This window comes from Leclercia sp. Colony189, assembly GCF_009740165.1.
Classification (GTDB): Bacteria; Pseudomonadota; Gammaproteobacteria; order Enterobacterales; family Enterobacteriaceae; genus Enterobacter.
The window spans coordinates 4,780,832-4,802,382 of record NZ_CP046557.1 but is presented as its reverse complement, the minus strand read 5'-3'; the positions used below and the strand labels follow the sequence as shown (position 1 = coordinate 4,802,382).

The 21,551-nt window shown below is 53.6% G+C and carries 15 protein-coding genes, 2 tRNA genes and 3 rRNA genes; 12 read left to right on the top strand and 8 right to left on the bottom strand.

Annotated elements, in window-relative coordinates; genetic code table 11:
* The first annotated feature begins 1 nt into the window (after position 1).
* On the top strand, positions 2-994 hold the full coding sequence (gene rbsR, locus GNG29_RS22900; protein WP_156655417.1) for a ribose operon transcriptional repressor RbsR: 993 nt from the start codon (positions 2-4) through the stop codon (positions 992-994).
* Here rbsR and mdtD read toward each other — a convergent pair.
* Positions 960-2,387: a multidrug transporter subunit MdtD gene (mdtD, locus tag GNG29_RS22895; protein ID WP_156655416.1), complete on the bottom strand. Its 1,428-nt coding sequence runs from the start codon at positions 2,385-2,387 to the stop codon at positions 960-962. The two genes, rbsR and mdtD, sit on opposite strands and share 35 nt — an antisense overlap.
* A 20-nt stretch (positions 2,388-2,407) precedes the next feature.
* Positions 2,408-3,100 carry a FadR/GntR family transcriptional regulator gene (locus GNG29_RS22890; protein WP_103791332.1) on the bottom strand — a complete coding sequence of 231 codons (693 nt, stop codon included), beginning with the start codon at positions 3,098-3,100 and terminating at the stop codon, positions 2,408-2,410.
* 479 nt (positions 3,101-3,579) lie between these two features.
* Here GNG29_RS22890 and GNG29_RS22885 point away from each other — a divergent pair.
* The 5 genes from GNG29_RS22885 to rrf all read left to right on the top strand — a co-directional run bounded on the left by GNG29_RS22885 (position 3,580) and on the right by rrf (position 8,845).
* Positions 3,580-5,111 (top strand): 16S ribosomal RNA (locus tag GNG29_RS22885).
* A gap of 70 nt (positions 5,112-5,181) precedes the next feature.
* A tRNA-Ile gene (locus GNG29_RS22880) sits at positions 5,182-5,258 on the top strand.
* Positions 5,259-5,362: 104 nt separating this feature from the next.
* Positions 5,363-5,438: transfer RNA gene (locus GNG29_RS22875), tRNA-Ala, on the top strand.
* A 192-nt stretch (positions 5,439-5,630) separates the two neighbouring features.
* Positions 5,631-8,534, top strand: a 23S ribosomal RNA gene (locus tag GNG29_RS22870).
* 195 nt (positions 8,535-8,729) lie between these two features.
* Positions 8,730-8,845, top strand: a 5S ribosomal RNA gene (gene rrf, locus GNG29_RS22865).
* The 16S, 23S and 5S rRNA genes sit together here with 2 tRNA genes alongside, the layout of an rRNA operon.
* An 88-nt stretch (positions 8,846-8,933) precedes the next feature.
* Here the strand turns inward: rrf and mobB are convergent.
* Positions 8,934-9,440, bottom strand: coding sequence for a molybdopterin-guanine dinucleotide biosynthesis protein MobB (gene mobB / locus GNG29_RS22860; protein WP_103177589.1), 507 nt, complete (start codon positions 9,438-9,440; stop codon positions 8,934-8,936).
* Positions 9,437-10,021 carry a molybdenum cofactor guanylyltransferase MobA gene (mobA, locus tag GNG29_RS22855; protein WP_103177588.1) on the bottom strand — a complete coding sequence of 195 codons (585 nt, stop codon included), beginning with the start codon at positions 10,019-10,021 and terminating at the stop codon, positions 9,437-9,439. Before mobA ends, mobB begins: the two co-directional genes overlap by 4 nt.
* Before the next feature lie 68 nt (positions 10,022-10,089).
* Between mobA and GNG29_RS22850 the strand changes: the two genes are divergently transcribed.
* From GNG29_RS22850 to dsbA, 3 genes are all read left to right on the top strand, one after another.
* Entirely contained in the window at positions 10,090-10,359 is a 270-nt protein-coding gene (locus GNG29_RS22850; protein ID WP_039032193.1) for a YihD family protein, read from the top strand.
* A gap of 75 nt (positions 10,360-10,434) precedes the next feature.
* Complete coding sequence (locus tag GNG29_RS22845; RefSeq protein ID WP_103177587.1) at positions 10,435-11,421, top strand: serine/threonine protein kinase; 987 nt, start codon at positions 10,435-10,437, stop codon at positions 11,419-11,421.
* 27 nt (positions 11,422-11,448) lie between these two features.
* Complete coding sequence (dsbA, locus tag GNG29_RS22840) at positions 11,449-12,072, top strand: thiol:disulfide interchange protein DsbA (RefSeq protein ID WP_103177586.1); 624 nt, start codon at positions 11,449-11,451, stop codon at positions 12,070-12,072.
* A 15-nt stretch (positions 12,073-12,087) separates the two neighbouring features.
* Here the strand turns inward: dsbA and GNG29_RS22835 are convergent, their stop codons facing one another.
* Positions 12,088-12,996, bottom strand: coding sequence for an acyltransferase (locus GNG29_RS22835; RefSeq protein ID WP_156655415.1), 909 nt, complete (start codon positions 12,994-12,996; stop codon positions 12,088-12,090).
* Positions 12,997-13,432: 436 nt separating this feature from the next.
* Here GNG29_RS22835 and polA point away from each other — a divergent pair, with 436 nt between their 5' ends.
* Positions 13,433-16,225 carry a DNA polymerase I gene (polA, locus tag GNG29_RS22830; protein WP_156655414.1) on the top strand — a complete coding sequence of 931 codons (2,793 nt, stop codon included), beginning with the start codon at positions 13,433-13,435 and terminating at the stop codon, positions 16,223-16,225.
* A 312-nt stretch (positions 16,226-16,537) separates the two neighbouring features.
* Here polA and yihA read toward each other — a convergent pair whose 3' ends face one another.
* Positions 16,538-17,164, bottom strand: coding sequence for a ribosome biogenesis GTP-binding protein YihA/YsxC (gene yihA / locus GNG29_RS22825; protein ID WP_103177583.1), 627 nt, complete (start codon positions 17,162-17,164; stop codon positions 16,538-16,540).
* Positions 17,165-17,745: 581 nt separating this feature from the next.
* Between yihA and yihI the strand changes: the two genes are divergently transcribed.
* A complete protein-coding gene (gene yihI / locus GNG29_RS22820) occupies positions 17,746-18,258 on the top strand; it encodes a Der GTPase-activating protein YihI (RefSeq protein ID WP_103177582.1) in 513 nt (170 codons plus the stop codon).
* A gap of 188 nt (positions 18,259-18,446) precedes the next feature.
* Entirely contained in the window at positions 18,447-19,820 is a 1,374-nt protein-coding gene (gene hemN / locus GNG29_RS22815) for an oxygen-independent coproporphyrinogen III oxidase (protein WP_156655412.1), read from the top strand.
* A 74-nt stretch (positions 19,821-19,894) separates the two neighbouring features.
* Here hemN and GNG29_RS22810 read toward each other — a convergent pair whose 3' ends face one another.
* Both GNG29_RS22810 and glnG read right to left on the bottom strand, forming a co-directional pair.
* Positions 19,895-20,017 (bottom strand): YshB family small membrane protein, encoded by a 123-nt coding sequence (locus tag GNG29_RS22810; protein WP_139156310.1) that lies wholly within the window; start codon positions 20,015-20,017, stop codon positions 19,895-19,897.
* A 111-nt stretch (positions 20,018-20,128) separates the two neighbouring features.
* A complete protein-coding gene (gene glnG / locus GNG29_RS22805) occupies positions 20,129-21,541 on the bottom strand; it encodes a nitrogen regulation protein NR(I) (RefSeq protein WP_103177579.1) in 1,413 nt (470 codons plus the stop codon).
* Positions 21,542-21,551 lie beyond the last annotated feature (10 nt).

Below are 21,551 nucleotides of genomic sequence, written 5' to 3'. Positions count from 1 at the left end.
CTTGGCCACAATGAAAGATGTCGCCCGCATGGCGGGCGTCTCTACTTCGACGGTCTCCCACGTCATCAATAACGATCGCTTCGTCAGCGACGCGATTCGGGAGAAGGTCGAGGCTGCCGTTAAATCCCTCAATTATGCGCCTTCCGCCCTGGCGCGCAGTCTGAAACTCAACCAGACGCGTACCATTGGCATGCTCATTACGGCCAGTACCAACCCCTTTTATTCTGAACTGGTGCGCGGCGTTGAGCGCAGCTGTTTTGAGCGTGGCTACAGCCTGGTGTTATGCAATACCGAAGGCGACGAACAGCGGATGAACCGCAATCTGGAGACGCTGATGCAAAAGCGCGTCGACGGATTGCTATTGCTGTGCACCGAAACGCACCAACCCTCCCCCGAGATTATGCAGCGCTACCCCTCCGTTCCCACGGTGATGATGGACTGGGCGCCGTTCGACGGTACCAGCGATCTCATCCAGGATAACTCGTTGCTGGGCGGGGACATGGCGACACAGCATCTGATTGATAAAGGCCACACCCGCATCGCCTGTATTACCGGTCCGCTGGATAAAACCCCTGCCCGCCTGCGGCTGGAAGGGTTCCTGGTGGCGATGGCGCGTGCCGGTTTGCCGGTGCCTGAGAGCTATCAAATCACCGGTGACTTTGAATTTAGCGGCGGGTTTGAGGCGATGCAGGCTCTACTGGCCCAGAAGGAGCGCCCGCAGGCGGTCTTTATTGGTAATGATGCGATGGCGGTAGGGGCTTACAAGGCGCTTTATCAGGCGGGACTGCGTATCCCGGACGATATCGCCGTGGTGGGGTATGACGATATCGAACTGGCGCAGTATATGACGCCGCCGCTCACCACCATTCATCAGCCAAAAGATGAACTGGGCGAGCTGGCGGTTGATGTCCTGATCCACCGTATCGCCCAGCCCGCTCTGCAACAACAGCGGCTGCAGCTTACTCCTGTTCTGATGGAACGGGGGTCTGTTTAGGTTTGTGCCGATCTTTAATAAGATTACGACCATCCTTCGGTTTTAGCAGCATAAAGACCAGCGCCGAGATCACCGTCAGCACGCCCATGGTGATAAAGGTGAAGTGAAACTGTTCGACAGTATTTGTGCTGTCGAATCCTTCATAAAAACGCAGTACTGCCGCACTTACCGCCACCCCCAGACTGATCGACAGCTGTTGCGTCACCGCCAGCACGCTGTTACCGCCGCTGGCATTCTCGTCGTTGAGATCGGCAAGGGTAATGGTGTTCATCGACGTGAACTGGATGGACATCGCCATCCCCAGCACAAACAGCGGCAGGATCAGCAGCCATACCGGCAACGCCGCCGACTGCAGTGAGAACTGTGCAATCATCACACCGATAAATATCGTCACGCCAACCAGCGTCCTGCGGTAGCCCAGCCGGCGCAGCAATTGCGTCACGCCGGATTTGGCGAGGATCGAGCCCACCGCCGTAGGCGCCATCATGCAGCCCGCAATCAGTGCCGGGTAACCAAACCCGACCTGTAGCATCAGCGGCATAAGGAAAGGAACACAACCGGTACCCAACCGTAAGGCAATGTTGCCGGCAATACCCACCGAGAAAGTTCGAGTATTAAACAGCGACAGCGAAATAAGCGGCGTCGGATGACGGCGCGCGTGACGGATATAAAGAAGGAAGAGAACGATGCCGCTGAAAATGATGGAGATAGCCAGCCAGGTCGCCACCACTTTCTCACCGAACAGCTCCATACCGCTTGAAAACAGCACCAGGCTCAGGCCAAACAGGAAAAACCCGCCCATATCAAATTTACGCCGTGGGGTGGTGAAGTTCGGCATAAATTTGCGGGCATAGAAAAGCCCGGCGATCCCAATCGGAATATTAATGAGGAATATCCAGTGCCAGCTGGCCCAGGTGACCAGCACGCCACCCAGTACCGGTCCGAGGATCGGCCCGACCAGGCCCGGCATGGTGACAAAGTTAAGCACCGGCAACAGCTCGCTGCGCGGGTAGGCCCGTAACAGGGCCAGGCGCGCAACCGGCATCATCATCGCGCCGCCTATCCCCTGGATTACCCGGAAGACAACCAGCTCTCCCAGAGAACTGGAGAGTGCGCAAGCCAGCGAGCCCAGCGTAAACAACGTTACCGCCAGCATAAAGACACGGCGGGTGCCGAAGCGATCGGCCAGCCAGCCGCTCACCGGGATCAGCATCGCAACGGTCAGGGTATAACTGATGATGGCCGACTGCATGGCCAGCGGAGAACGGTTCAGGCTTTGGGCTATTGCGGGAAGGGCAGTATTAAGGATGGTCGCATCCAGGGCCTGCATAAAGAAGGCCATTGCCGCTATCCACGGCAGGCCCGCCATACTGCGTGCTTTTTTTACTGTCATTCGAGTTCCTGTTGTTATGGCTACCGTGCTGGTGGGGCAAGCAGCGCCTGGCTGGCTGCCATGGCGCGTGGCCCGTCACTGTCCTGAATGGCATCGACAATGGCCTGATGTAAATCCAGCTTAACCACTTCATCCTGGGTAATAGAGGTAAAGTAGGTGTGATAGACAGAGTGAAAGAGCGAGGCAAAAGAGGTCAGGAACGGATTACCGCTCATCTCATAGATATGCTCGTGCCAGGCCATATCCACATCTATCCAGCGTTCCCGGTTAAAGTTTTTCTTCAGATGAACCATCTCATCCATCAGGGTGTTTAGCCGGGCCTTTTGCTCTGCCGTTCCGATCGTTGCGGCCAGCAGGCAGGCCTGCGGCTCCAGGCTACTGCGCATAACAAGGAAGTGATCAATAACCTGCTGGAAGTTATCTTCCGTCATCCACCAGGAGAGCAGCTCCTGATCGAGGAAGTTCCAGTTGCCCTGAGGCATCACGCGCGTACCGATGCGCGGACGGGGCAGCACCATCCCTTTCGCGGTTAACGTTTTCACAGCTTCACGAACGGCCGTTCGGCTCACGCCAAACTGTTCCCCCAGTTCCAGTTCGCCCGGCAGGATGCTGCCAGGCATGTAAACACCTGCCAGGATCCGCTGTGCCAGTTTTTCTGCCAGCACATAGGAAAGGTTTTTTTGTGCCGCCAGCTGTTGCGCGCTTAAAGGCATAAAGCATATTCCTTAAATCTTGATGCCAGTAAGTATGCCACCTGCAGGCGGGTTGTGGTGACGAAAACAGCAATTAGCACCGTTTCTGGCTAAAAGATGAGGCTTTTGGCGAAAAAAAACACGGTTGGTAGTTTTTTTTAATTTTACGCTTGTCAGCGCCGGAGAACTCCCTATAATGCGCCTCCACTGACACGGAACAACGGCACGCAAGCCGCCGGGTCAGCGGGGTTCAGCGATGAATGCCCGGCAGAGAAAAACGCGAAATAATCGCTTGACTCTGAATGAGGAAAACGTAATATACGGGACCTCGCAACGGTGAGCGAAAGCCGCGTTGCACTGCTCTTTAACAATTTATCAGACAATCTGTGTGGGCACTCAAAGTGACATGGATTCTTAATGTCTTCGGACAATAAATGAATACCAAGTCTCTGAGTGAACACGTAATTCATTACGAAGTTTAATTCACGAGCATCAAACTTAAATTGAAGAGTTTGATCATGGCTCAGATTGAACGCTGGCGGCAGGCCTAACACATGCAAGTCGAACGGTAGCACAGAGAGCTTGCTCTCGGGTGACGAGTGGCGGACGGGTGAGTAATGTCTGGGAAACTGCCTGATGGAGGGGGATAACTACTGGAAACGGTAGCTAATACCGCATAATGTCGCAAGACCAAAGAGGGGGACCTTCGGGCCTCTTGCCATCGGATGTGCCCAGATGGGATTAGCTAGTAGGTGGGGTAATGGCTCACCTAGGCGACGATCCCTAGCTGGTCTGAGAGGATGACCAGCCACACTGGAACTGAGACACGGTCCAGACTCCTACGGGAGGCAGCAGTGGGGAATATTGCACAATGGGCGCAAGCCTGATGCAGCCATGCCGCGTGTATGAAGAAGGCCTTCGGGTTGTAAAGTACTTTCAGCGAGGAGGAAGGCATTGTGGTTAATAACCGCAGTGATTGACGTTACTCGCAGAAGAAGCACCGGCTAACTCCGTGCCAGCAGCCGCGGTAATACGGAGGGTGCAAGCGTTAATCGGAATTACTGGGCGTAAAGCGCACGCAGGCGGTCTGTTAAGTCAGATGTGAAATCCCCGGCTCAACCTGGGAACTGCATTTGAAACTGGCAGGCTTGAGTCTTGTAGAGGGGGTGAATTCCAGGTGTAGCGGTGAAATGCGTAGAGATCTGGAGGAATACGTGGCGAAGGCGGCCCCCTGGACAAAGACTGACGCTCAGGTGCGAAAGCGTGGGAGCAAACAGGATTAGATACCCTGGTAGTCCACGCCGTAAACGATGTCGACTTGGAGGTTGTGCCCTTGAGGCGTGGCTTCCGGAGCTAACGCGTTAAGTCGACCGCCTGGGAGTACGGCCGCAAGGTTAAAACTCAAATGAATTGACGGGGGCCCGCACAAGCGGTGGAGCATGTGGTTTAATTCGATGCAACGCGAAGAACCTTACCTACTCTTGACATCCAGAGAACTTGCCAGAGATGGCTTAGTGCCTTCGGGAACTCTGAGACAGGTGCTGCATGGCTGTCGTCAGCTCGTGTTGTGAAATGTTGGGTTAAGTCCCGCAACGAGCGCAACCCTTATCCTTTGTTGCCAGCGGTTAGGCCGGGAACTCAAAGGAGACTGCCAGTGATAAACTGGAGGAAGGTGGGGATGACGTCAATCATCATGGCCCTTACGAGTAGGGCTACACACGTGCTACAATGGCGCATACAAAGAGAAGCGACCTCGCGAGAGCAAGCGGACCTCATAAAGTGCGTCGTAGTCCGGATTGGAGTCTGCAACTCGACTCCATGAAGTCGGAATCGCTAGTAATCGTAGATCAGAATGCTACGGTGAATACGTTCCCGGGCCTTGTACACACCGCCCGTCACACCATGGGAGTGGGTTGCAAAAGAAGTAGGTAGCTTAACCTTCGGGAGGGCGCTTACCACTTTGTGATTCATGACTGGGGTGAAGTCGTAACAAGGTAACCGTAGGGGAACCTGCGGTTGGATCACCTCCTTACCTTAAAGAACCTGCCTTTGCAGTGCTCACACAGATTGTCTGATGAAAATTAGCAGTAAAAAATCTCTGCAGGCTTGTAGCTCAGGTGGTTAGAGCGCACCCCTGATAAGGGTGAGGTCGGTGGTTCAAGTCCACTCAGGCCTACCAAATTTTTACTGATGCTGCGTTGCGGCGACACTCACATACTTCAGTATGCTTCGTGTCACCACGCCTTGCCTCAGAAAAAATTGGCGGTACAGAGATACCACGATGGGGCTATAGCTCAGCTGGGAGAGCGCCTGCCTTGCACGCAGGAGGTCTGCGGTTCGATCCCGCATAGCTCCACCATCTTTACTGCGAAAACCTGAAAACTTCAGAGTGTACCTGCGAAGGTGCGCTGCGAAGTTTTGCTCTTTAAAAATCTGGATCAAGCTGAAAATTGAAACGACACACTGTGTCTGTTCTCCGTAATAACAGATGAAGGTGTGTTCGAGTCTCTCAAATTTTCACAACACGAAGTGAAACAGCTTCGGGTTGTGAGGTTAAGCGACTAAGCGTACACGGTGGATGCCCTGGCAGTCAGAGGCGATGAAGGACGTGCTAATCTGCGAAAAGCGCCGGCGAGGTGATATGAACCCTTGACCCGGCGATGTCCGAATGGGGAAACCCAGTGTGATTCGTCACACTATCGTTAGCTGAATACATAGGTTAACGAGGCGAACCGGGGGAACTGAAACATCTAAGTACCCCGAGGAAAAGAAATCAACCGAGATTCCCCCAGTAGCGGCGAGCGAACGGGGAGCAGCCCGGAGTCTGAATCAGCTTGTGTGTTAGTGGAAGCGTCTGGAAAGTCGCAGGGTACAGGGTGATACTCCCGTACACGAAAGCACACATGCTGTGAACTCGAAGAGTAGGGCGGGACACGTGGTATCCTGTCTGAATATGGGGGGACCATCCTCCAAGGCTAAATACTCCTGACTGACCGATAGTGAACCAGTACCGTGAGGGAAAGGCGAAAAGAACCCCGGCGAGGGGAGTGAAAAAGAACCTGAAACCGTGTACGTACAAGCAGTGGGAGCACCTTCGGGTGTGACTGCGTACCTTTTGTATAATGGGTCAGCGACTTATATTCTGTAGCAAGGTTAACCGTATAGGGGAGCCGAAGGGAAACCGAGTCTTAACTGGGCGTTAAGTTGCAGGGTATAGACCCGAAACCCGGTGATCTAGCCATGGGCAGGTTGAAGGTTGGGTAACACTAACTGGAGGACCGAACCGACTAATGTTGAAAAATTAGCGGATGACCTGTGGCTGGGGGTGAAAGGCCAATCAAACCGGGAGATAGCTGGTTCTCCCCGAAAGCTATTTAGGTAGCGCCTCGTGAACTCATCCTCGGGGGTAGAGCACTGTTTCGGCTAGGGGGCCATCCCGGCTTACCAACCCGATGCAAACTGCGAATACCGGGGAATGTTATCACGGGAGACACACGGCGGGTGCTAACGTCCGTCGTGAAGAGGGAAACAACCCAGACCGCCAGCTAAGGTCCCAAAGTCATGGTTAAGTGGGAAACGATGTGGGAAGGCACAGACAGCCAGGATGTTGGCTTAGAAGCAGCCATCATTTAAAGAAAGCGTAATAGCTCACTGGTCGAGTCGGCCTGCGCGGAAGATGTAACGGGGCTAAACCATGCACCGAAGCTGCGGCAGCGACACTATGTGTTGTTGGGTAGGGGAGCGTTCTGTAAGCCTGCGAAGGTGTGCTGTGAGGCATGCTGGAGGTATCAGAAGTGCGAATGCTGACATAAGTAACGATAAAGCGGGTGAAAAGCCCGCTCGCCGGAAGACCAAGGGTTCCTGTCCAACGTTAATCGGGGCAGGGTGAGTCGACCCCTAAGGCGAGGCCGAAAGGCGTAGTCGATGGGAAACAGGTTAATATTCCTGTACTTGGTGTTACTGCGAAGGGGGGACGGAGAAGGCTATGTTGGCCGGGCGACGGTTGTCCCGGTTTAAGCATGTAGGCGGAGGTTCCAGGTAAATCCGGTACCTTGTTAACGCTGAGGTGTGATGACGAGGCACTACGGTGCTGAAGCAACAAATGCCCTGCTTCCAGGAAAAGCCTCTAAGCATCAGGTAACATCAAATCGTACCCCAAACCGACACAGGTGGTCAGGTAGAGAATACCAAGGCGCTTGAGAGAACTCGGGTGAAGGAACTAGGCAAAATGGTGCCGTAACTTCGGGAGAAGGCACGCTGATATGTAGGTGAAGCCCCTGCGGGTGGAGCTGAAATCAGTCGAAGATACCAGCTGGCTGCAACTGTTTATTAAAAACACAGCACTGTGCAAACACGAAAGTGGACGTATACGGTGTGACGCCTGCCCGGTGCCGGAAGGTTAATTGATGGGGTTAGCGGCAACGCGAAGCTCTTGATCGAAGCCCCGGTAAACGGCGGCCGTAACTATAACGGTCCTAAGGTAGCGAAATTCCTTGTCGGGTAAGTTCCGACCTGCACGAATGGCGTAATGATGGCCAGGCTGTCTCCACCCGAGACTCAGTGAAATTGAAATCGCTGTGAAGATGCAGTGTACCCGCGGCAAGACGGAAAGACCCCGTGAACCTTTACTATAGCTTGACACTGAACACTGGTCCTTGATGTGTAGGATAGGTGGGAGGCTTTGAAGCGTGGACGCCAGTCTGCGTGGAGCCGTCCTTGAAATACCACCCTTTAATGGCTGGTGTTCTAACGTAGACCCGTAATCCGGGTTGCGGACAGTGTCTGGTGGGTAGTTTGACTGGGGCGGTCTCCTCCTAAAGAGTAACGGAGGAGCACGAAGGTCAGCTAATCCTGGTCGGACATCAGGAGGTTAGTGCAATGGCATAAGCTGGCTTGACTGCGAGAGTGACGGCTCGAGCAGGTGCGAAAGCAGGTCATAGTGATCCGGTGGTTCTGTATGGAAGGGCCATCGCTCAACGGATAAAAGGTACTCCGGGGATAACAGGCTGATACCGCCCAAGAGTTCATATCGACGGCGGTGTTTGGCACCTCGATGTCGGCTCATCACATCCTGGGGCTGAAGTAGGTCCCAAGGGTATGGCTGTTCGCCATTTAAAGTGGTACGCGAGCTGGGTTTAGAACGTCGTGAGACAGTTCGGTCCCTATCTGCCGTGGGCGCTGGAGAATTGAGGGGGGCTGCTCCTAGTACGAGAGGACCGGAGTGGACGCATCACTGGTGTTCGGGTTGTCATGCCAATGGCACTGCCCGGTAGCTAAATGCGGAAGAGATAAGTGCTGAAAGCATCTAAGCACGAAACTTGCCCCAAGATGAGTTCTCCCTGACCCTTTGAGGGTCCTGAAGGAACGTTGAAGACGACGACGTTGATAGGCCGGGTGTGTAAGCGCAGCGATGCGTTGAGCTAACCGGTACTAATGAACCGTGAGGCTTAACCTTACAACGCCGAAGCTGTTTCGGTGGGTTTGAGAGATTTTCAGCATTGATTCAGAGTTAAGTACACAATAGTTTGCGCAGCAGCAAGGCGGCAAGCGAAGGAAAGGAAGGAGCATACTGAAGTATGTGACTGACTTTACGAGCGCGGCCAACGCGGCTGATGCGATAAAGTATTGCGTACAGAGCACCAAGAATTTGCCTGGCGGCTGTAGCGCGGTGGTCCCACCTGACCCCATGCCGAACTCAGAAGTGAAACGCCGTAGCGCCGATGGTAGTGTGGGGTCTCCCCATGCGAGAGTAGGGAACTGCCAGGCATCAATTAAAGCCGAAAGCCCATCCTCACGGATGGGCTTTTTGCGTTGGGCGTTAAAAAAGCCGGGTGGCGGCTTCGCCTTACCCGGCCTACTTTGACCTCATCCATTGTTGAATGAACCCGACGATCTCCTCCGCATTATTGATATCCAGGACCGGTACCTGAAGCGACAGTGAAATATCACTAGCCACCGCGATAACATGCTCATCAAGCGTTAACTCATTAACCTCATGTCCGGTATCGCTGCGAAACAGCAGGATCTTTGCCACCGGTTCATGCTTAAAACCCTCTACCAGGACCAGATCCAGCGTCGAATGATCCATCCGGCTGATAAGGTAAGGCAGATCAAGGTCGTTTGCGTCCGGTGTCTCGGTCATTAAGGCCCAACGTTTACTGCTGGCAACAATGGTTTGTGCCGCGCCAGCTCTGCGCAGTTCATAGCTGTCCTTACCAGGAATATCGACATCCATATTGTGATGAGTGTGTTTGATAAGCCCGGGGCGTACACCTCTGGCGCAGAGCGCCGGGATAATGGCTTTTAACAGGGTGGTTTTCCCCGTACCGCTCCAGGCGGCGATCGCTAAAACAGGTATCATTTGTGCCTCTGCATAGTGTCTATCTGTTCGAGAGTATTGATGTTAATAAACGCCTGTTTCATATCGCTAAAATCGACAGAATGTCCGCCAGCTTGTCGCATAAAGACCATCACCCGACGCTCTCCCGCCGCCAGGTAGTTCTTTAATTCCGGCATCAGCTGACGGTGCATTAGCGCAATGGTTGGATGATCGCGTTCGCCGTCATGCGCCCAGACAACCGCTGACGTTTCCCTGTGTTTAACAAAGCGCTCAGCCAGACAATAGGGGATAAACGGTGTATCGCAGGGGCAAAACAGAAACCACTCGGCATCGCACTGCTGCATAACAGAAAGCATCCCCGCCAGCGGCCCCGGGTAATCAGCCAGCGAGTCGGGATAGACGGGGTGTCCACTTTCCCGATAAACGGCGAGGTTTTTGTTAGCACTGATGGCTAGCGTACTCACTTGTTTACTCAGCGTGTGTGCCACGTGCTGCCATAACGGTGTGCCGTTCAACGTCTGCAGGCCCTTATCGACTCCCCCCATGCGGGATGCCTTGCCGCCGGCTAACACCACACCCGTGATCGTGCTTATCTGGCTCAACAATATCGCCTCTTTTATTGTGGGATTGACCCTGCTAACGTGTCACTCTCAATGAAAGGAGTATTACCATGAAATGTAAACGTCTGAATGAAGTTATTGAACTTCTCCAGCCAGCCTGGCAAAAAGAGCCAGAGCTTAACCTCGTGCAATTCTTACAGAAACTGGCGCAGGAGTCAGGTTATGAAGGCGAACTGGCCGACCTTTCCGATGACATCCTGATCTATCACCTGAAAATGCGCGATTCTGGTAAAGATGCTGTCATTCCCGGTATTCAGAAAGATTACGAAGAGGATTTCAAAACAGCCCTGCTGCGCGCACGTGGCGTAATTAAAGAGTAAAAGCTTGTAAGAGGCGCCACCGTAATCGCCGTTAAATGATATCCTCAATCATTCGTATAATTTCCGGATAATCGGATGAACGACCAGGCCTTTACTTTCCAGACCTTACACCCGGATACCATTATGGATGCTCTGTTTGAGCAGGGCATCCGGGTGGACTCAGGTCTGACCCCATTAAACAGCTATGAAAACCGCGTCTACCAGTTTCAGGATGAGGATCGTCAGCGCTTCGTCGTGAAATTTTATCGCCCGCAGCGCTGGTCAGTCGATCAGATCCAGGAAGAGCATCAGTTCGCCCTAGACCTGGTAGCCGATGACGTTCCCGTTGCCGCACCTCTTCAGTTCAATGGTCAGACGCTACTGTCGCACCAGGGTTTTTATTTTGCCGTTTTCCCAAGCCTCGGTGGCCGGCAATTTGAAGCCGATAATATCGATCAGATGGAATGGGTTGCCCGTTATTTAGGGCGCATACATCAGACGGGTAAGAAAAGCGCCTTTACTTCGCGTCCCACAATCGGCATTGCGGAATATCTGCTCGAACCGCGTCAGGTATTTGAAACCTCCACGCTCATCCCCTCAGGGCTGAAAGCTGAATTTCTGGCCGCAACGGATAATTTAATTAACGCCGTCACAGCGCGCTGGGATAACAACGTCAAAACGCTGCGCCTGCACGGTGATTGCCATGCCGGAAATATCCTCTGGCGTGACGGACCATTATTTGTCGACCTCGATGATGCGAGAATGGGACCGGCGATTCAGGATCTCTGGATGCTGCTGAATGGCGATAAGGCTGAGCAGCGGATGCAGCTTGAGACGATTATCGAAGCCTATGAGGAGTTCACCCCTTTTAATTCAGACGAAATTGCATTAATCGAACCTTTACGCGCCATGCGTTTTGTTTATTATCTTGCATGGTTAATCAGGCGTTGGGACGACCCCGCGTTTCCCAGAAACTTCCCGTGGCTTACCGGAGAAGATTACTGGCGTAACCAGATATCCACATTTATTGAACAGGTAAAGGTTCTGCAGGAACCCCCTTTGCAATTAACGCCAATGTATTAATCGAACACATCCAGGAGAGAGTTGATCATGAAAAAAATATGGCTGGCGCTGGCAGGTATGATTCTGGCATTTAGCGCTTCGGCTGCACAGTTCACCGATGGTAAACAGTATATTACCCTCGACAAACCTGTAGCTGGAGAACCTCAGGTACTGGAGTTCTTCTCATTCTATTGCCCGCACTGCTATGAGTTCGAGCAGGTTCTGCATGTTTCCGAGAACGTGAAGAAGAAGCTGCCTGAAGGCACCAAAATGACCAAGTATCACGTTGAGTTCCTTGGCCCGCTGGGCAAAGACTTAACGCAGGCGTGGGCAGTCGCTATGGCCCTGGGCGTGGAAGACAAAATCACTGCACCGATGTTTGAAGCCGTGCAGAAAACCCAGTCTGTACAGACCACTGCTGATATCCGTAAGGTATTCGTTGATGCAGGCGTTAAGGGTGAAGAATACGATGCAGCCTGGAACAGCTTTGTCGTGAAATCTCTCGTGGCACAGCAGGAAAAAGCGGCCGCCGATCTGCAACTGCGTGGTGTTCCAGCCATGTATGTTAACGGTAAGTACCAGCTGAATATGCAGGGGATGGATACCAGCAGCATGGACATCTTCGTGCAGCAGTATGCCGACACCGTGAAGTATCTGGTTGAGAAGAAGTAATAAAGAAAACGCCGGTCAATGACCGGCGTTGTTGTATTGGGCTTTAATCCTGTCGATTAGCGCGTCTTTTTCCGTCCACAACGTATTCAGCCAGAGTTGGAAACGTCGCTTAAAGTTCTTATCGTTAACATAGTCCCCATGTAGCTCTTCTGCCACAGGCACCAGATCAATACGCACCACAATCCGGGTTAACTTGCCGCTGAGCATATCGTAAAACGGCGTCCTGTCGTTCTCCGGATAACAGAGCGTCACGTCCAGTAATTTGTCGAACTGTTGGCCCAGTACGTTAAGCGCCATGGCGATCCCCGCCGCTTTTGGCGGCAGCAGGTTGCTGTACGGTGAGCGGGTTTGCTGCTTTTTCTCTTCGGTAAAGCGAGAGCCTTCCACAAAATTGACGATGGTGGTGGGGTGCGCGCGAAACTTCTCGCAGGAGCGGCGTGTCGTTTCAACATCTTTGCCGCGGCGTTCAGGATGGCGGATCAGATAGCTACGGGAATAGCGCTTCATAAACGGCATATCCAGCGCCCAACAGGCCAGCCCAATAAAGGGTACCCAGGCGAGCTGCTGTTTAAGGAAGTACTTATTCATGGGAATGTGTTTGCGGAACAGTACGCATAACACCACGATATCGGCCCAGCTATGGTGGTTGCAGATAAGCAAATACCAGTTTTTCTTGTTAAGTCCTTCCAGACCCTGAACATCCCATTTCAGATGTGGATTAAGACGCAGAAGCACCGCCAGGCCTTCACACCAGCAGTACATCATAACGTTACAGAATGCAGATACGGCACGCCAGACAACGGGGATCGGTAATAGCAGTTTAATTATTCCGGCGATGATGATCGGCACAGAACAGGCGATGGTGACCAGAATAGTTAATGCGATACTTAAGAAGAGGGTGATCGCAGCCAGGAGTCTAGACATGATGAATGTTTTCAGGTAGTTAGCTATGGATGGCGCCTGATAAACAGGCACCGGGCGCTGATTTTACCAGAAAACGGTTAAAGGATGGCGCTTTAACTTGGCGGGCAAGCTGATTTGTATGCGCTGTGGAGAAAAATCCTGTTATGCCGATCCTGCGTGGCTTATATCCACATGGAGTAAATTGTCATCAACCGAAAATATGAGATCGTGATCAAATCACAAGTTATTGATTAGTAAGTTTAATAATTATCTCATCGATCCTCATTAAGCACATTTAATCCAGGTTACAGAAAATATTCACAAACTTATCCACAGTTTTAATTTGCGAGCGATCCTCAGGATCACAAAATCTTTGGCTGTATTGGCCGTGAAAAACTGATGTTTTCATCCTTCTGTGGCATCCTTTATTCATAAATTACTTAAAGGCACGGACATTATGGTTCAGATCCCCGAAAATCCGCTTATTCTCGTCGACGGCTCGTCTTACCTCTATCGGGCATATCACGCATTTCCTCCGCTGACCAACAGCGCAGGAGAGCCTACGGGCGCAATGTATGGTGTGCTGAACATGCTGCGTAGCCTGATCATGCAGTATCAGCCAAGCCATGCCGCCGTGGTCTTCGATGCGAAAGGCAAAACTTTCCGGGATGAGCTGTTCGAGCATTACAAATCTCATCGTCCGCCGATGCCGGACGATCTGCGCGCGCAAATTGAGCCTCTGCATAAGATGGTAAAAGCGATGGGGCTGCCTTTGATGGCCGTCTCGGGCGTTGAAGCGGACGATGTTATCGGTACGCTGGCGCGTGAAGCAGAGAAAATGGGCCGCCCGGTCCTGATCAGCACCGGCGATAAAGACATGGCTCAGCTGGTCACGCCGGGGATCACCCTGATTAACACCATGACCAATACCATTCTTGGGCCGGAAGAGGTCGTCGCTAAGTATGGCGTGCCGCCGGAACTGATCATCGACTTCCTCGCGCTGATGGGTGACTCCTCCGATAACATTCCTGGCGTACCGGGCGTGGGCGAAAAGACGGCCCAGGCGCTGCTGCAAGGTCTGGGCGGGCTGGATACGCTGTATAGCGAGCAGGATAAAATCGCCGGGCTGACCTTCCGCGGTGCCAAAACCATGGCCGCTAAGCTTGAGCAGAACAAAGAGGTGGCCTACCTCTCTTATCAGCTGGCAACCATCAAAACAGACGTCGAGCTGGATCTGACCTGTGAACAGCTTGAAGTGGAGCAACCTGCCGTTGAAGAGCTGCTAGGCCTGTTTAAGCAGTACGAGTTCAAACGCTGGATAACCGATGTCGAAGCGGGGAAATGGCTGCAGGCGAAAGGGGCTAAACCAGCAGCTAAGCCAAAAGAGACCCTGGTGATCGATGCAGAAGAGGAGCCGGAAGAAGAAGCCAGCGTGCTCTCTTCTGAGCATTACGAAACCATTCTGGATGAAGCGCAGCTGCAACGCTGGATTGAAAAGTTACACCAGGCACCGGTATTCGCTTTCGATACCGAAACCGACAGCCTCGATAATGTCTCCGCCAATATGGTGGGGCTGTCATTTGCCACAGAGCCGGGCGTTGCCGCCTATGTGCCGGTTGCCCACGACTATCTGGACGCGCCAGAGCAGCTTACCCGTGAGCGCGTGCTCGAACTCCTTAAGCCGATCCTTGAAGATGAAAAAGCGCTGAAGGTAGGGCAAAACCTGAAGTTCGATCGCGGTATCCTGCAAAACTACGGTATCGAACTGCGCGGCATTGCGTTCGATACCATGCTGGAGTCCTATATCCTCGACAGCGTCGCCGGTCGTCACGATATGGATTCGCTCTCCGACCGCTGGCTGAAGCATAAAACCGTCACCTTTGAGCAGATCGCCGGTAAGGGCAAGAATCAGCTGACCTTTAACCAGATCGCCCTGGAAGAGGCGGGGCACTATGCGGCAGAAGACGCTGACGTCACGCTGCAACTGCATTTAAAGATGTGGCCGAAGCTGCAAAAACACGCCGGGCCACTGAACGTGTTCCAGAATATCGAGATGCCGCTGGTGCCGGTTCTGTCCCGCATCGAGCGCAATGGCGTGAAAATCGATCCGGCTGTGTTGCACAAGCACTCAGAAGAGATCGCCCTGCGTCTGCACGAGCTGGAACAAAAAGCGCATGAGATCGCCGGCGAGCCGTTTAATCTGTCGTCCACTAAACAGCTGCAGACCATCCTGTTTGAAAAGCAGGGTATCAAGCCGCTGAAGAAAACGCCGGGCGGGGCGCCGTCCACCTCTGAAGAGGTGCTTGAGGAGCTGGCGCTGGACTATCCTCTGCCAAAAGTGATCCTTCAGTATCGTGGGCTGGCAAAGCTAAAATCGACCTACACCGATAAGCTGCCGTTGATGATCAACCCAAAAACGGGCCGTGTACACACCTCTTACCATCAGGCGGTAGCGGCTACCGGGCGACTCTCCTCAACCGATCCTAACCTGCAAAACATTCCGGTGCGTAATGAAGAAGGGCGCCGTATCCGTCAGGCGTTTATTGCGCCAGAGGATTACGTCATCGTCTCTGCTGACTATTCACAGATTGAGCTGCGCATCATGGCGCACCTCTCCCGGGATAAAGGGCTGTTGACCGCCTTTGCTGAAGGGCAGGATATTCACCGGGCCACGGCAGCCGAAGTGTTTGGTATGCCACTGGAGAGCGTCACCGGGGAACAGCGCCGCAGCGCGAAGGCGATCAACTTTGGCCTTATCTACGGCATGAGCGCCTTTGGCCTCTCCCGCCAGCTCAATATTCCGCGCAAAGAGTCGCAGAAGTATATGGATCTCTATTTCGAGCGCTACCCGGGCGTGCTGCAATATATGGAGAACACGCGCGCCCAGGCAAAAGAAAAAGGCTATGTCGAAACCCTGGAAGGGCGTCGCCTCTATCTGCCGGACATCAAATCCAGTAATGCGGCCCGCCGTGCCGGTGCCGAACGTGCGGCAATCAACGCCCCGATGCAGGGGACGGCGGCAGATATCATCAAACGTGCAATGATCGCCGTTGACGCCTGGCTGGAGAAAGAGCAGCCGCGAGTGCGGATGATCATGCAGGTACACGATGAACTGGTGTTTGAGGTGCATAAAGACGATCTGGAACCGGTCTCGAAAAAGATCCATGAACTGATGGAGAACAGCGTCAAACTGGATGTGCCGTTGCTGGTGGAAGTCGGCCGGGGAGAAAACTGGGATCAGGCTCACTAACGCTTTCTGGGATATGAACACTTTCTGTAAGTAAGCAACATATCCATGAACGTTTTGTGACGATCATTAGAATTCCCTATGTAAAGAATGAAAAAAAACTACAAAAAGTGCTTTGTCTGTAGTTCAAAAAAGGGTAGAGTTATCCACGTAGGGTACAGAGGTAAGATGTTCTATCTTTCAGACCTTTTACTTCACGTAATCGGATTTGGCTGAATATTTTAGCCGCCCCAGTCAGTAATGACTGGGGCGTTTTTTATTGCGGCAAAGATAAGGTCAGCGCAAAAAAAAGCGCGGACATCGCCGCGCTCATCTTTACTCATCCGCTTCTGACGCGGGTTCCAGCTCGCTGTACCAGATATCCAGTTTCTCACGCAGTTTGTCCACGCCTTGCTTCTTCAGCGAAGAAAACGCCTCTACCTGGATATCGCCGTTAAACGCCAGCACGGCTTCACGCACCATATTCACCTGCGCTTTACGCGCGCCGCTGGCCAGCTTGTCGGCTTTAGTGAGCAGTACCAGCACCTGGATCCCGCTCTCTACGGCCCAGTGGATCATCTGCTGATCGAGATCTTTAAGCGGATGACGAATATCCATCAGGACGACCAGGCCCTTCAGACACAGACGTTTTTCAAGATATTCCCCCAGCGCGCGCTGCCACTTGAGTTTCATCTCTTCCGGAACTTCTGCATAGCCGTAGCCTGGTAAATCCACCAGGCGCTTGCCCGGTGCGACTTCAAACAGGTTAATCAGCTGGGTGCGGCCAGGCGTTTTAGAGGTACGCGCCAGGCTTTTCTGATTGGTCAGGGTATTCAGAGCGCTGGATTTCCCCGCGTTGGACCGGCCAGCAAATGCCACTTCAAGACCCGTATCGGCGGGTAAATGGCGAATATCAGGCGCACTGAGGAGAAAATGCGTCTGGTGATAATTCAGGTTGGTCACGTGGTTGTCTCCAGAAATTCGTAACGTTGGGGGGATTATACCTGAACAGAGAGAAAAGGCTTTTCCCATCGGCAACCCGGCTGTAAGTAAAAACCCTGAGCTTTGTGAGAGATCTGCCATTTTTACTATGGGATATTTAAGAAAAATCGCAGCGCATTAAAAAATCAAAACGATTAAAATCAACCTATTAACTTTTAGTCTTAGTCTGAAATACTCGGTAAAAGTGCGTTTGTGGCTTGTGCGTTTAGCCGGAAACGGTAAAGTAGCGTTCAACGGCGAGGATGCCGACAGGAGCCAGACTTAAGGATTAGGGTCAGGAGCGCCAGGAGGCGAAGACACAGGAAAGTCAGGAAGACGTACGCCTTGGAGGCGTTACAAAGGGAAATGGAACCTATCACGGACGGTACCTGCTAATGGATAGACAGGGTGAGTCGTAAGCAAACAGGGATTGTCAGACCCGTAATGGGTTGTGAGTCAGGAAAAAAGGCGACAGATTGCTCTGTCGCCTTTTTTCTTTGCTTGCTTTCTGCTAGATTTCGCCGCAATTCTATACTCAAGAAAACGACTTTAAGACAAAACACATGAAAAAACCGACCTCCGCTGCAGGCGCTAAACGTCCTGCTAAAGCACGCCGCAAAACGCGCGAAGAACTGAATCAGGAAGCGCGCGATCGCAAACGCGAGAAAAAACATCGTGGTCATGCTGCGGGTAGCCGCGCGAGTGGCGGTACTTCGGGCGCGTCTGCGAATAACAAGCAGCAGAAAGACCCGCGTATCGGCAGTAAAAAACCGGTTCCATTAGGCGTGACCGATGCCCCGGTCACCAGGCAGCACAAACCGAAGAGCGAGAAACCTATGCTTTCACCGCAGGCTGAGCTGGATTTGCTGGAGAATGATGAGCGCCTGGACGCGCTGCTGGAACGTCTTGAAGAGGGCGAAACCCTGAATGCCGAAGAGCAGTCATGGGTAGATGCCAAACTGGATCGCATCGATGAACTGATGCAGAAGCTTGGCCTCTCTTACGACGATGAAGACGAAGAGGAAGAAGAAGAGAAACAGGAAGACATGATGCGCCTGTTGAAAGGTGGAAACTAACATTTGCACCCGGCAGGTTCTATTGTCCTGCTAATAACCCTTCCGGTTATATGTTATCTGGTGTGGTTATTCGTTAAACTACGGCGGTTGTCGCGGCGACAGAAGTGGCTGCGCACCCGATTCATGGCCCGCACAGGGGGCAGAACGGGCCGCCGTATACGAACGCGACACCAACGGAAGGAGTGAGCATGTCTGTAGCAACCATCGACTGGGATCTGGCCCTGATCCAGAAATATAACTATTCCGGGCCGCGTTATACCTCGTATCCCACTGCGCTGGAGTTTTCCGACGCGTTCGGTCAAACCCAGTTTCAGCAGGCGGTAGCGCGTTATCCTGACCGCCCGCTCTCTCTGTATGTTCATATCCCGTTCTGCCACAAGCTCTGCTATTTCTGTGGCTGCAACAAAATTGTGACCCGCCAGCAGCACAAGGCGGATCACTATCTGGATGCGCTTGAGCAGGAGATCCTGCACCGCGCGCCGCAGTTCGCCGGTCGTCACGTCAGCCAGCTCCACTGGGGCGGCGGTACGCCGACCTACCTGAATAAAGCGCAGATCAGCCGTCTGATGACCCTGCTGCGGAATAACTTCCGCTTCAATGGCGATGCTGAAATCTCTATCGAAGTAGACCCGCGGGAAATCGAGCTGGATGTGCTCGATCATCTGCGTGCCGAAGGGTTTAACCGCCTGAGTATGGGCGTGCAGGACTTTAATAAAGAGGTCCAGCGGCTGGTCAACCGTGAGCAGGATGAAGAGTTCATCTTTGCTCTGTTAAATCATGCCCGGGAGATTGGCTTCACCTCCACCAATATCGATCTGATTTATGGCCTGCCGAAGCAGACGCCAGAAAGTTTCGCCTACACGTTGAAGCGCGTGGCGGAACTCAACCCGGACCGCCTGAGCGTCTTCAACTATGCGCATCTGCCGACGCTGTTTGCTGCCCAACGCAAAATCAAAGATGCCGATCTGCCATCCGCGCAGCAAAAACTGGATATCCTGCAGGAAACCATCACATCGTTAACCCAGACCGGCTACCAGTTCATCGGCATGGATCACTTTGCCCGACCGGATGACGAGCTGGCGATTGCCCAGCGAGAAGGCGTTCTGCATCGTAACTTCCAGGGTTACACCACCCAGGGCGATACGGACCTGCTGGGGATGGGCGTGTCGGCCATCAGCATGATTGGCGACTGTTATGCGCAAAACCAGAAAGAGCTGAAGCTCTACTATCAGCAGGTGGATGAGACCGGCAACGCACTGTGGCGCGGCATCGCGTTAACCCGCGACGACTGTATTCGCCGGGACGTGATCAAGGCGCTAATCTGTAACTTCCGTCTCGACTTCCGCACGGTGGAAGCGCAGTGGGATCTCGTTTTTAAAGATTACTTTGCGGAAGATATAAAGCTGCTGGCGCCGCTGGCGAAAGATGGGCTGGTGGAGGTGACGGAGAGTGCGATTGAAGTTACGCCGAAAGGGCGTTTGTTGATTCGTAATATCTGTATGTGCTTCGATGCCTATCTGCGGCAGAAAGCCCGTATGCAGCAGTTCTCGCGGGTGATTTAAGCCGCATTACCGGGTGGCGGCTTCGCCTTACCCGGCCTACATTTCGCGCTTTCGTAGGCCGGGTAAGCGAAGTGCTAGCTAAACAACCCCACCAGCGCCGCACACAGCACAGCTGCAATGGCCGTTTGTGGTGTATGTCCCGCTGCTGCGCTGGCTTCAAGGCCGCCAGACAACAAATTCACGATCGATTCCAGCATGATGACCCCCCCATTTTCCGGGCAAGATCATACTCAACTCATCAGTACAGTAAAGCGCAAAATAGCATCACTTTGCGCTTAATTAACTCTCTTTACACAGGGGGGAGGCGATCACTCCATCCCCAGTTCTTTTAACTTACGCGTCAGGGTATTGCGCCCCCAGCCGAGCAGGCGTGCCGCCTCCTGCTTGTGGCCCTGGGTATGGCGCAGCGCGGTGGTCAGCAGCGTGCGCTCCATTTCGGGCTGCGCCTCGGAGAGCAGGTCCTGATGACCGGAGCGCAACGCGCGATCGGCCCATTGCGCCAGCAGTGTCGCCCAGCTGTCGGGCAGGCTCTGGCCGGTGCTGCTTTCCGGAACGTGGGTTTCGAAAAGCTCGGGCGGCAGATCCTGAATCAACACCTCCTGGCCGGCAGCCATCACCGTCAGCCAGCGGCAGGTATTTTCCAGCTGACGCACGTTACCCGGCCAGGCCAGACGCGTCAGCGCCGCTTCGGTTTCCGGGTGCAGCAGCTTGGCTTCCACGCCCAGTTCCCGGGCGGCATCCTGCAGGAAATGACGCGCCAGGCGCGGGATATCTTCCCGGCGCTCACGCAGCGGCGGCAGGTGTACGCGAATGACGTTCAGGCGGTGGAACAGGTCTTCACGGAATTTGCCCTCCTGGACGCGCAGCTCCAGGTTCTGGTGGGTGGCGGCGATAATACGCACATCCACTTTGACCGGGGCGTAGCCGCCCACGCGGTAAAACTGGCCGTCCGCCAGCACGCGCAGCAGACGTGTCTGAACGTCGAGAGGCATATCACCGATCTCATCCAGGAACAGCGTCCCGCCGTCGGCCTGCTCAAAGCGACCCTGACGGATGGTGTTAGCGCCGGTAAAGGCCCCTTTTTCATGGCCGAACAGCTCGGACTCAATCAAATCCTTGGGGATCGCCGCCATATTCAGGGCGATAAACGGGGCTTTGACGCGCGGGCTGTGGCGATGCAGGGCATGCGCGACCAGCTCTTTCCCTGTGCCTGACTCGCCGTTAATCAGCACGCTGATGGAGGAGCGTGACAGGCGACCAATGATGCGAAACACATCCTGCATCGCCGGCGCTTCACCAATGATATCGGTGGTAGGCCCGAAAACCGGGGCATTACGCGGCTGCTGCTGTTCCTGATAGTGGCTAATGGCGCGTTCAACCAGCGCCACCGCTTCGTCAATATCGAACGGTTTTGGCAGATAATCGAACGCCCCCTGCTGGTAGGCGCTGACGGCAGCATCCAGATCGGAGTGGGCGGTCATTATGATGACCGGAAGCATCGGATGACGCTGCTTGATCTGTTTTAACAGCGCGAGCCCATCCATTCCCGGCATACGGATATCGGACAGCAGCACATCCGGGGTTTTGGTGGTGAGTGCATCAAGCACATCGGCACCGCTCTCAAAAGCGGTGCAGCTTAAACCTGCTCCGGTAAGCGCCCGTTCAAGCACCCAGCGGATGGAGCTATCGTCATCAACTACCCAGACTATCCCTCGTTGCATAACCTAACCC